Below are 10301 nucleotides of genomic sequence, written 5' to 3' on the forward strand. Positions count from 1 at the left end.
AGATCCCCGCCTCCCGGCACGCTATCGCCAAACTCTTACCCTGGGCCGTCTGCACCTCAATCTGGCGCAGCTTCAGCACCACCTGCTCCGCACCCGTCTTCTGACCTCGCTTCATGTCCAGCTCCTTCAGTCCTGACTGATCCTCTCAATCAGCCCGGTCCAAAGCCAGCCGGTCAGGTCACCCGGGTACGAACATCGCGATGGCCAAGCTAGACGATCTGGTCACTACCGCGCTGGTCGGGCGTTTGCTGACGACGGACCGAGTGCAGGAAATCCTCTCGGGCTTGGTCGCGCGCCGCCAGTCTCGGGTCGGCCCTGCACAGGCGCGGATACAGGCTTTGGCAACCGAAGTGGCCGAAGCCGAGGTACGGCTGAAGCGCCTGTACGCTTCGATCGAGGCAGGCGTCGCCGATCTGACCGATGGAACCCTGAAACAGCGTCTCGACGATCTGCGGGCTGACCGTGATCGGGCGAGAGCGGCTCTGGAGCGGCTTCGTGAGCAGATTCGGGAACCTGTCACGGTGACACCGGAGCAGGTCGACTCCTTTGTGCGTGTGATGCGATCACGGCTACAGGAGGGTGAAGTGCCGTTTCGGAAAGCCTACCTCCGAGCCATCATCGACACTGTCGAAGTTGCAAAGGAAGAGGTGCGGATCATAGGCCGCCGGGATGTTCTGGAAAAGGCCGTAGGGAACGGCCCTAACGCCGCCCCCGGCGTTCGCAGTTCTGTACGTGAATGGCGCACCCGACACGATTCGAACGTGTGACCTTTGCCTTCGGAGGATTGATGTCATGGGTTTCCCCGTGATTGCCCGACTTTCCCCGTCATTGCTAAAACTCTGATATCTATTGTGAATTTCACGAGCCGAGTTATCCAGCGACGATCTGAAATGGCGTGAGTTTTCCGCCGCGTGCTTCCGCAGTGCTTCCGCGGAAGCAGTGAGGATCGTATGGCAAGGATCACAAAGAGGGTCGTCGACGCCGCCGAGCCCCTGGGAAGGGACTACTTCATCTGGTGCGACGAGCTCCCCGGTTTCGGGCTGCGTGTATTCGCTTCCGGGCGCCGCAGCTACCTCGTCCAGTATCGATCGAGCGGACGAAGCAGGCGCGTGACGATCGGCTTGCATGGTGTGCTGACGGCTGACGAAGCTCGCCGGGAAGCGAAGTCGCTCCTTGGTCGCGTGGCCAGAGGGGAGGACCCTGCGGAGGAGAGAAACGCACGACGTAGCGCGATGACCGTGGCCGAGCTCTGCAACGCCTATCTTGCCGCGACAGACAAAGGGCTGATCATGGGCAAGGGCGGAAAGCCCAAAAAGGCGTCCACCCTCTATGTCGACCGCGGCCGTATCGAACGACATATTAGCCCCTTGCTCGGATCACGCCTGGTCAAGGATCTGACCGTGTCCCACGTCCAGCGGTTCGTTAGGGACGTCCAGACGGGAAAGACCGCTGCCGTGGTCAAGACGGGCTTCCGCGGTAAGGCGGTGGTCGAAGGCGGACCAGGCGCAGCCGCTCGTACCGTGGGGCTTCTCGGCGGGATCCTGACCTATGCCGTCAGTGAGGGCATCATCCCGCACAACCCCGCGACGGGCGTGAAGCGGCCGGCGGACCTGAAGCGCACGCGCCGTCTGAACGCCGAAGAGTACGGCGCCCTCGGGCAAACACTGAAGGCCGTCGAGGCAGAGGAGGCCGAGCGCTGGCAGGCTGTGGCGGGCGTTCGGCTCTTGGCGCTCACCGGGTGCCGGCTGGGCGAGATCGTCAAGCTACGGTGGTCAGAGGTGGACGCCGTGGGCTCATGCCTTCGGCTCGAGGATACAAAGGAGGGATCGTCGGTCCGGCCAATAGGCAATGCCGTGACGGCCCTTTTGGCGGCTCTGCCGCACACTCCGGGCTCCCCCTATGTGCTTCCAGCGACGCGCGGGACAGGCCCCTTCGTCAGCCTATCAAATGCCCTTGAACGCATCATGGGTCGTGCCGGCCTCGCGGGCGTCAGCGCCCACACGCTCCGCCACTCCTTCGCCTCTATGGCCGCCGACCTCGGCTACAGCGATTCGGCCATCGGGGCCATGATTGGCCATGCTGGACATGGGATGACCTCACGATACATCCACCACCTAGACACCGTGCTTGTGGGAGCAGCGAATCGAGTGTCTGAGCAAATCATGGCTTCTTTGGTTTTGTGCGGGGAGACGGACCGCCAGACGAATTTTTAAATAAACCTTGCACGACAAAGCCCACAAGACCTATTGCAGCAACCGCAGTGCTACCGACGAGAACAGTCAAGGCTGAGCTATTTAAATTGAAGCCTTTGTATTCCCAGCCCTGAAGGATTATTATAAGCCCGCAAAATAGTGAATACCCAACTAAATAGCGATATACTTTTGTGGCATAATCGCCCTTCAATCTTCTATTGGATTGAAGATCAGCGATTAGCTCTGCAAGATATTCTGCTTGCTTGAAAACAGCATCATCATACTCAAGCTTGTCTTGCGCATCAGGCGTTGTTTTGGCCTCGACGACGCCAACGCCGGATGCAATGACAGCGAGATCACTGATGCTCCGATCTGTCTTTGGCGAGCTTTTTGAAGTGCGCCTCGATGATGTCGTCGGGGATGTGCCGGTTCCTGTTCCGCTCATAGACCTGCGACCATGGAGTGTCGTCTTCGTGCGTCAACGCAGAAAGCTGATATGCTGGATAGGAGCCGTAAATTTCGAAAACAGTAGCAATTAGCTGCCTGTCCTCATCATTGAGCGAGCTCACCGGAAGATTGTCTTTCTTTCCACTGAACCAGTATGAAATTGATTCCTCTAGGCGTCGAACATAAGCAGTCACCGGCCCACGCCCGTACCTCTTTAACTGCTCATATAGCTCAGGATAAACAGGCCCGAAATCCCAAGCCTGCGGCTTATCAATCGTCAGACCTTGATCCATCAATGCCAAGCGCCACCCATGCGCGATATAGACGAGCTTCTGCAGCTGCATCTGTGTCAGCTCACGGCCGCTCTCCTTCGCGAGGCGGATAAACTCGTTGGCAACGTCTAGCGATGTGCCGGGCATGAGAACGATGTATGAACTTTCGGTGGATTTGTCCACAGGCTCTTGACAATCGAAATTGTTTCTCCCGCCGCTTCCTTTGAAGTCCTTCGCTAAAAAATGCCCAGAGCTACATCAAGAAAACAGCACGCCGCCATCTCCGCCAGCTGAAGCAATTCTAACACAGGAATCGGTTGTTAGCTTTTTAGAATTACAGATTTCAAGGTGCGCACCAGGCTGAAGCGAAGAAGCAATCCTAACCAGACTATCAGGAATGAATTTTTCGCCGTCCACCTTTAAGCTTGCGCCTGCACTGGCCATTCGGACTAAGCTATCAGTTGTCTTATCTGAGATCATTTTAATTCAACTTTCCATGATTGCTAAATATTAAGCGAATTATTACCCGTTCATAACTTATCGTTCGCTGAGCATGATTGTGCTATTTCGATTCTGCACGCTCCGCCTTCAGCGCCTCTTCAACCAGCCGGCGGATGGCCTCTGAGCGCGACGGCTTGTCTGGCTGGCTCTCGGCCCATGCGTCCACATCGGCCACCAGCGACAAGGGCATGCGAAGGCCGAACATGGGATCGCGCCCTGTAGCCGGTCGACCTCGCTTTTTTGGTTCAGCCATAATTGACGCAAACATATTTAGGCTATACACAAAAGGCGGACGGAGAGGAAGGTGGAGCTTCCCACTCGCGCCCTGACCAGAAACGTCGAGTGAGGACGAACCATGGCTGATACCCCCCATACCACACCTCCGACCTCCAGCCGCAATGACCGTGAACTGGCCGTTGCCTATCGAGGCTTAGAAGACGCCGTGGCCGGCCTGAAAAACATGGCGATGCTGATGGAGATGGCCGTTGAGGGCACCTTGGAGAATCCTCTCGGTGGCGCCGCAGAGGAGATCGCTCGTCTCGTCCCTTGGACCGCGACGATGCGAGTTCTAGTCCTAAGTGAGGATCAGGCGGACGGCTTGGAGTACGCCCTTGGTCACATCGGCACGCTCATTCGCGACCTCCATCGTACCTATAATGCGGCGTTCGTATCTCGAGCGGCTTGAGGATGCCCAGCTCCATTCTTGCTCGTCGGGCCATTGGCCAATCGAAATGACGCCATCCCACAACTCGATTATCGGGACAAGCAAGGGTACTTGTTGACACCTTCTGTAGGACGTGGTCAAACGGTGGGTGTCAAATTGAACCGCATAGGGCTCGGACATGCCAGACCTCACCCGCAGCCAGTTTTGCGAGCTGATCAAACTGCCGCCGGAAACCGTGAAGACCATGGATCGCCGGTGGCAGCTTCCGTTCTCGATCGATCAAACCACTTGGGGTCGAGGCTACTCCGCCTTCGAAGCATTCCTGATGATCACCGCGCAGGAGTTCAACGAAGGCCATGGCGTGAACCTAAACCGCTCGGCTGAAATCGCAGCCGCCCTTCCTGACGTGCTCGCGCCAAAGTGGTCGCGCATCGTCGAGACTGCTCGTCAGATGATCGACGGCACGGGGCAGACGGCCGGGGATATCATGTGCGGCCGCTACTCGATCGCCGGAGTTCATCCGCCTCGGCCCATAGCCGGGACTGATGCAGAGATCGACGAAGAACTGGCCGCGACGGCGGAGCCTATTATCCGCTCGATCCGGTCGAGCGCATCGCGCAGCCTGAGGCTTTTACTCGATCGGTGCGCCCGCCAAGGGATCGATATCCCAGAAAAGTTCTATTCTGGCCCGTTTATCTACAGACCTCGTCCGAACACGGGCGAACTTATGAAAAGCAGTATGGAAGGCCTCATCGCGGCGGGCGTGCATCTCCAACCTATCGACGACTAACTCAGCTGTCTTCTAGCCGGTCGAGCCGGCATCTGAATCCAAGGATCAGCATTCCATGACCGAAGTTCGCTTGCCCTCGTTTGAGGGAACGCCCCCGGCTTGCCCGGATCCTCGCTTTCGCAAGCCGCGGCTCAATCCGGTCGAGGCATCGGACTACCTCGCTGCGATCCACGGCACGCCAGTGGCGATCGCCACCCTGGCAAAGCTGCGGTGCATCGGCGGCGGCCCGAAGTTCGATCGGTTCGGTCGATCCATCTTTTACGTCCGTAGCAACCTGGACGCATGGGTAAGCGGTCGCTTGAATGGCGCGCGCCGCTCGACCTCGGAGACGGACGAACAATGAGGGGCGGCGCACCTCATCGGAACCAGCAACCAGCCGCTCGGTGCGATCGAACCTTGCCGCCCGAGTTCGATGCGGTGATCGAATCCGACCGCCGATTTTTTGCCCGACGCCGCGATCGATCCTACAGGGTCCGCCACGCCGCGCCGGTCGAGCTGCAGGTTAGCCGCGAGGCGGGGCAGACCTTTGCGCCCTTGGTGGCCGGCGCACGCTGGTTCACCGCCGTGCGGCAGGTCGCGCGCGGCTATCGAGTCCGCGCATTCTACCAGTCCTTCGACGACGCCGAGGTGAACCTCTCGGAAGCAGTATCGCGCCGCCTGTACGCCGAGGCATGCGGGTCGGAGGGGCATCAGCTCGCCGAGGCCATGGAACGTGCGATCTACGAGAAGCGGGGGGCATGAGTGACGGACGGCCGCGACGACCTCACCGCTTTACGTCTTACCCTGCGCGCCAGCGGCTACTTCCCAGTGCCGGTAAGCGGCCCGGACATGAACGTGCCGTCTGCGGGCAAGCGGCCGCTGATGGCGAAATGGCAAACCCGGTGCCTAGACGCCTCGATTGAGGAGGTGGCGCGCTGGCCCCGCGTCGAGCCAGGCAGCACGAATACCGGGCTTCTGACCGGTGCGCTCACCGGCGTGGACATAGATATTCTCAATCCGGTACTGGCAGAACGGATTGAGGACCTGGCGATCTCGTCGCTGGGCCCGACGCCGCTCCGCCGGATCGGCCGCGCTCCGAAAGTGCTGCTCTGCTACCGGCCGGCGCTCGCGATCGACAAGTTGCAGACGCCGGCGCTGCACTTCACTGAGGATCCGCTTGAGAAGCCGACGCGGGTCGAGGTGCTAGGACGCGGTCAGCAGTTCGTTGCGTTTGGCGTACACCCCGAGACGCGCCAGCCCTATGCGTGGCCTGATGGTTCGCCGCTGACCGTTCCGTTCGCCGACGTGCCAGAGGTCGAGCCGGCCAGCCTTCGCCAGTTTCTCGCCGACGCGGAGGAATTGATCAGAGAGGCAGGCGCCGCAACGCGCGCCGACCGCAGGCGTGCCGAGACCAAACGAGAGGCGGAAGGCCGACGCGCCAGTGGGTTTAAGGCAGGCGAGCGGCCAGACCAGAGGACCGTAGCGGATGCGCTGGAGCATATTCCGAACGACCTCGACTATGACGAGTGGGTCCGGATCGGCTTCGCGCTCTACGCTGCGTTGGGCGAAGGCGGCCGTGACCTGTGGGAGGCATGGTCCGCCAGTTCGCCGCGGAACGACCCCGCACTGACGGCTCGAAAGTGGTCCACCTTCGCGCAGGGGCGCACGGTGACGGCCGCAACATTGTTCTGGCATGCCGCCCGGAATGGATGGCGAAATGCCGAGGCCCGTAAGCGCAGCGGGCGGCGTGATGCGCACCAGGCGGCAGCGGGGGCGCCAGGATCGGGCCCATCGGACGATGGCTTGCGTGCGGCAGGGTCGAACCTTGGCGAGGACGGCGCCGATGAGGATGGGGTCATCCTGCCCGTCATCCGCGTATCCGGCGGCAACCTGCCGAGGGCGGTGGCTGCGACGGAACGGGCGATCCTCGCGGCCGACGCCCCGATTTATACCCGAGCGGGCACGCTGGTGCGGCCGGTAGTCGACACGGTGCCGGCTGCCGACGGCCGGACTACGACCACGGTGCGATTCCGGACGATGTGTCCACCGAGCATGACCGACCACGCCGCTCGCGTCGCCCGGTTCCAGCGTTACGACAAGCGCTCGGAGGATTGGGTCGATGTGAACCCACCCATGGACGTGATCGCGGCTCTCCTGGCGCGAGACGGAGAATGGAGCCTGCCGCCGGTCGCGGGCATCATCACGACCCCAACGCTACGTCCCGACGGCTCGATTCTCGACCGACCCGGCTACGATCCGGCCACACGGCTCCTTCTCGTCGAGGATGCCGAACTCCGGATGCCGGAGATCGCCGAGCATCCGACCCGAGACGATGCGCGCCGCGCGCTGGATCTCCTCATCGAGTTGCTGGACGGTTTTCCGTTCGTCGGTCCCCTCGATCGGGCCGTAGCGTTGTCCGGCCTCATGATCGGTGTCTTACGGGGTGCGATGGACGTGGCGCCCCTACACGCCATTCGGGCGCATACGCCCGGCGACGGCAAAAGCTACCTTGTCGACCTGATCTCTCTTGTTGCTACGGGTCGGCGATGCCCGGTGATCACCGCCGGCAAGACGGAGGAAGAGAGCGAGAAGCGCCTCGGTTCGATGCTTCGCGATGCCTCGGCGATTGTGTCGTTGGACAATGTGAACGGCGAACTGGGTGGCGACATGCTCTGCCAGATGACGGAGCGCCCCGTGGTCCGCATCCGCATCCTGGGCAAGACGGAGACCCCGGAACTCGAGTGCCGATCGGCTGTGTTCGCCACGGGCAACAATCTCACGCTGGTCGGCGACATGACCCGGCGCACTATCCTGTGCAGTCTCAATTCCGGCGTCGAACGACCCGAGCTGCGCGAGTTCACCTTCCGGCCAGACGAGCGGATCAGGGCCGACCGCGGCGCCTACGTGGCGGCCGTGCTGACGATCGCGCGGGCCTACATTGCAGCCGGCTCGCCGAAGGTATGCGGGACGATCGGCTCATACGGCCAATGGTCGGATCGCGTGCGCGCGCCGCTAATCTGGCTCGGCGAGTCCGACCCGGTGAAGACGATGGAACAGACGCGGGAGGAGGACCCTGAGCTTGCGGCGATCCGAGAGTTGTTCGGGCACTGGCAGAAGCATCTCGCCTGGACGCCGCGCTTCACGACAAACGCCATCATTCAGGTTGCCTGTGAGCGCGAACACGGCGGCACCTTCGCTGGGCCTGGCGAGTTCCGGGCCCCGGAATTTCGCGATCTGCTTCTGCGTCAGGCCGGCGAGGGCGGGGCAATCAACAGCCGGAAGCTGGGAAAGTGGCTGACCCGTATCAGCGGGCGAGTCGTCAACGGCCAGATGCTCGAGGCGAAGTCCGATGCGAGCAATGGAAATCGGTTTTCGCTGCATCAATGCCATTCCGACGAGGTCGCTAGCGCGGCTTGATCGCTCGACTTTTCCAGACGTTGCACGCAATGGACAACGTTTTCTGTCGATAAGGGGTTTAGGGGTTTATAGGGGTCTCATTCAAGCAACGCGGGGGAACTGTCAGACCCATGCCACTGCTGTTACGTCTCGCTCTTAAGCGCTCCTGACGCGTATCTGACAGTTCATAGGGCGGGGCTGAAACGAACCCCTACAAACCCCTAAACCCCTATTTTCATTACCCGAGATTGCCACTCTTTTCTTGAGAAGGGATAGGCGCCAACACGCGCACAATGCCGCTCAAGCAACAACGCGGAATGATCCGCCAATATTAGCAAATATTGCTCTCGTGCCGTGCCTGCTTGTACATTCGTGCAACTTCAATTCAACAATTGACGGTTTCGCGAGGCACCATGTCTAACCGTACAGCCTACGAGGTCCGCATCGCGGCCCGTATCCCCCGCGAGATGCCGAGCCTCATCAGCGCCGCCGCATCTCGCGTCTTCATCTCTCCCTCCGCCTACGTGCGGCAGGCTCTGGCCGAGAAGCTGAAGCGTGACGGTTTCGGTCTGCCCTCTCAAGACGCCCCGCCTGCCCAGCAGGCCGCCTGATCTGTTTCGCATAGGAGATATCCATCATGGCCAGAGCCAAGCCCCAGCCCAGCAGTGGAACGCCCGAGAACGATCTCGCCGGCCTGATGCGCACCCGCGAGAACTTGCAGGCTCGGCAAGCGGCCCTGGCTGCCGATGTCGAGCAGGCCGTCGCTAATCGGCGCAAGCTGCTGATCGAGGACGGTGACGCCAAGGCTATCGCCGAGGCCGAACTTGCCTGCCGCGAGATCGAAGGGACGAACTACGGCATCACAGATGCCCTCGCGGAGATCGAGCGCCGCATCGGCGATATGCAGACCCAGATCGAGGCCGCTAGGGTCGACGCCGAACGTGAGCGCGTCGCGGCCGGATTGGAACGCAACGCTTTGGAGATCCAGACGGCGGCGGTCTCGCTCACGAAGGCCATCGGCGAGGTCGCCAAGGCGCACGCCATGCTTGCCATCACCATCAACGGGGCTTCCGCCGGTCAGTTCGACCCCCACAACGGCGTCGCCACTCCGCATGAGATCGCCAACTCCCTGACCATTCGCGGCTTCGCAAAGACCATGGCCGGCATCGAGATCAAGGCCGAGACCAAAGCGTGGTCGGTCTACAGCCTGCCCCATCTGGTCGAAGGCGCCGATCCGGTCGAGATCGCAGGCGAGTTCGGCGGTCGCTTGCGCGATCTCGCAGGGCGCATCCGGGCCGGTGACGCGGACTTCGACCTGCCCACGTCCCAAGAGGCGATGCCCGATTTCAGCCCCGACAATCCGGAGACTGAGATCTACGTCATCACCCCGTTCCACTACGTGAACGCTCAGCGTGAGCCCACGCTGGTCTCGACCCATCGCACGCACGTCCCCATCCCAGTCGCCAATCGAGCGATCGAGTTGGGACTCGCGGCGGACAGCCCGACACGCGAATGGCAGAAAGCCCATCAATCGCATGGCAGCGCCAGTGCCACGACCTCTCAGTACACCTGGGGTGATGCCGTCGACATTAACCTCGACCTCTACACCGATCGGCAGGCTGAGATGGCTCGCCGTCGCAGCGCCTGGCTCGCTGAGCGCGACTTGGCCGCATGATCCCTAATCGTCGAGGGAGACTGACCCTCCCTTGATGAGGCGCCCGCGGTGTTGGCCCGGGTCTAATCCGTGCCGCGGGCGCCGCCCCTCCTTCAGACCGTAGGATGATGTTCATGCCCGGCTACAGCCAGGATCAACTCGATCGAGCCCGTCGGCCCTTTCAAGGTGAGCAGGACCGCAATGATGCCGTTGGCGTCCTAGGCCACCTGTTGACCGAACAGCGGGAGGGGCACAGCGACGACCGCGCGACCGCCATTCAGGCGATCACTTCGGCCGTCCAGGACTTCGACACCCGGACAGCCCTCGGGGCACCCGCATCAAGCTTCGTCGGACCAAGCGGACTGCCGGCGGTGGCGAGTGCTGTTCACCCCTCGCCCCCCAGCCC

At 61.5% G+C, this 10301-nt stretch carries 13 protein-coding genes, 1 tRNA gene and 1 pseudogene; 10 read left to right on the forward strand and 5 right to left on the reverse strand.

The annotated features are described in order from the left end of the window. Positions 1 to 115, reverse strand: a pseudogene (locus FPV16_RS25470) (IS3 family transposase); the annotation flags it as partial. A gap of 85 nt (positions 116 to 200) precedes the next feature. Between FPV16_RS25470 and FPV16_RS25475 the strand changes: the two are divergent. Continuing rightward, entirely contained in the window at positions 201 to 767 is a 567-nt protein-coding gene (locus FPV16_RS25475; RefSeq protein ID WP_227441307.1) for a hypothetical protein, read from the forward strand. Here FPV16_RS25475 and FPV16_RS25480 read toward each other — a convergent pair. Continuing rightward, positions 738 to 817: transfer RNA gene (locus tag FPV16_RS25480), tRNA-OTHER, on the reverse strand. The genes FPV16_RS25475 and FPV16_RS25480 overlap by 30 nt on opposite strands. Before the next feature lie 133 nt (positions 818 to 950). Between FPV16_RS25480 and FPV16_RS25485 the strand changes: the two genes are divergently transcribed. Beyond that, positions 951 to 2213, forward strand: coding sequence for a tyrosine-type recombinase/integrase (locus tag FPV16_RS25485; protein WP_227441308.1), 1263 nt, complete (start codon positions 951 to 953; stop codon positions 2211 to 2213). Positions 2214 to 2548: 335 nt separating this feature from the next. On the opposite strand, the gene FPV16_RS25490 is transcribed toward FPV16_RS25485, so the two are convergent. From FPV16_RS25490 to FPV16_RS25500, 3 genes are all read right to left on the reverse strand, one after another. Further along, positions 2549 to 3094, reverse strand: coding sequence for a Panacea domain-containing protein (locus FPV16_RS25490; protein ID WP_227441309.1), 546 nt, complete (start codon positions 3092 to 3094; stop codon positions 2549 to 2551). Positions 3095 to 3169: 75 nt separating this feature from the next. After that, positions 3170 to 3391 carry a hypothetical protein gene (locus tag FPV16_RS25495; RefSeq protein ID WP_227441310.1) on the reverse strand — a complete coding sequence of 74 codons (222 nt, stop codon included), beginning with the start codon at positions 3389 to 3391 and terminating at the stop codon, positions 3170 to 3172. Between the two features lie 82 nt (positions 3392 to 3473). Beyond that, entirely contained in the window at positions 3474 to 3617 is a 144-nt protein-coding gene (locus tag FPV16_RS25500) for a ribbon-helix-helix domain-containing protein (protein ID WP_227441311.1), read from the reverse strand. 150 nt (positions 3618 to 3767) lie between these two features. Between FPV16_RS25500 and FPV16_RS25505 the strand changes: the two genes are divergently transcribed. The 8 genes from FPV16_RS25505 to FPV16_RS25540 all read left to right on the forward strand — a co-directional run. Continuing rightward, positions 3768 to 4097: a hypothetical protein gene (locus FPV16_RS25505; RefSeq protein WP_227441312.1), complete on the forward strand. Its 330-nt coding sequence runs from the start codon at positions 3768 to 3770 to the stop codon at positions 4095 to 4097. A 157-nt stretch (positions 4098 to 4254) separates the two neighbouring features. Further along, positions 4255 to 4866 carry a hypothetical protein gene (locus tag FPV16_RS25510; protein ID WP_227441313.1) on the forward strand — a complete coding sequence of 204 codons (612 nt, stop codon included), beginning with the start codon at positions 4255 to 4257 and terminating at the stop codon, positions 4864 to 4866. A gap of 55 nt (positions 4867 to 4921) precedes the next feature. Next, positions 4922 to 5209: a hypothetical protein gene (locus FPV16_RS25515; RefSeq protein WP_227441314.1), complete on the forward strand. Its 288-nt coding sequence runs from the start codon at positions 4922 to 4924 to the stop codon at positions 5207 to 5209. Positions 5210 to 5262: 53 nt separating this feature from the next. Further along, the gene (locus FPV16_RS25520; protein WP_227441315.1) at positions 5263 to 5607 is read left to right on the forward strand and encodes a hypothetical protein; all 345 of its coding nucleotides are present in this window, start codon (positions 5263 to 5265) and stop codon (positions 5605 to 5607) included. Next, positions 5608 to 8262, forward strand: a complete 2655-nt coding sequence (locus FPV16_RS25525; RefSeq protein WP_227441316.1) for a PriCT-2 domain-containing protein — start codon at positions 5608 to 5610, stop codon at positions 8260 to 8262. 392 nt (positions 8263 to 8654) lie between these two features. Further along, positions 8655 to 8852 carry a hypothetical protein gene (locus tag FPV16_RS25530; protein WP_227441317.1) on the forward strand — a complete coding sequence of 66 codons (198 nt, stop codon included), beginning with the start codon at positions 8655 to 8657 and terminating at the stop codon, positions 8850 to 8852. A gap of 26 nt (positions 8853 to 8878) precedes the next feature. After that, positions 8879 to 9916 carry a hypothetical protein gene (locus tag FPV16_RS25535; RefSeq protein ID WP_227441318.1) on the forward strand — a complete coding sequence of 346 codons (1038 nt, stop codon included), beginning with the start codon at positions 8879 to 8881 and terminating at the stop codon, positions 9914 to 9916. A gap of 113 nt (positions 9917 to 10029) precedes the next feature. Further along, positions 10030 to 10301, forward strand: a 272-nt coding sequence (locus tag FPV16_RS25540) for a hypothetical protein (RefSeq protein WP_227441319.1), incomplete at its 3' end; no start/stop codon positions are given.

Origin of the sequence: Methylobacterium sp. W2, assembly GCF_020662345.1 — a bacterium.
GTDB lineage: Bacteria > Pseudomonadota > Alphaproteobacteria > Rhizobiales > Beijerinckiaceae > Methylobacterium.

Excerpts from the sequence above, each read along its gene's own strand:
- FPV16_RS25475 (WP_227441307.1), top strand. The coding sequence starts at position 201 with ATGGCCAAGCTAGACGATCTGGTCACTACCGCGCTGGTCGGGCGTTTG.
- FPV16_RS25485 (WP_227441308.1), top strand. The coding sequence starts at position 951 with ATGGCAAGGATCACAAAGAGGGTCGTCGACGCCGCCGAGCCCCTGGGA.
- FPV16_RS25495 (WP_227441310.1), bottom strand. The coding sequence starts at position 3,391 with ATGATCTCAGATAAGACAACTGATAGCTTAGTCCGAATGGCCAGTGCA.
- FPV16_RS25500 (WP_227441311.1), bottom strand. The coding sequence starts at position 3,617 with ATGTTCGGCCTTCGCATGCCCTTGTCGCTGGTGGCCGATGTGGACGCA.
- FPV16_RS25505 (WP_227441312.1), top strand. The coding sequence starts at position 3,768 with ATGGCTGATACCCCCCATACCACACCTCCGACCTCCAGCCGCAATGAC.
- FPV16_RS25510 (WP_227441313.1), top strand. The coding sequence starts at position 4,255 with ATGCCAGACCTCACCCGCAGCCAGTTTTGCGAGCTGATCAAACTGCCG.
- FPV16_RS25515 (WP_227441314.1), top strand. The coding sequence starts at position 4,922 with ATGACCGAAGTTCGCTTGCCCTCGTTTGAGGGAACGCCCCCGGCTTGC.
- FPV16_RS25530 (WP_227441317.1), top strand. The coding sequence starts at position 8,655 with ATGTCTAACCGTACAGCCTACGAGGTCCGCATCGCGGCCCGTATCCCC.
- FPV16_RS25535 (WP_227441318.1), top strand. The coding sequence starts at position 8,879 with ATGGCCAGAGCCAAGCCCCAGCCCAGCAGTGGAACGCCCGAGAACGAT.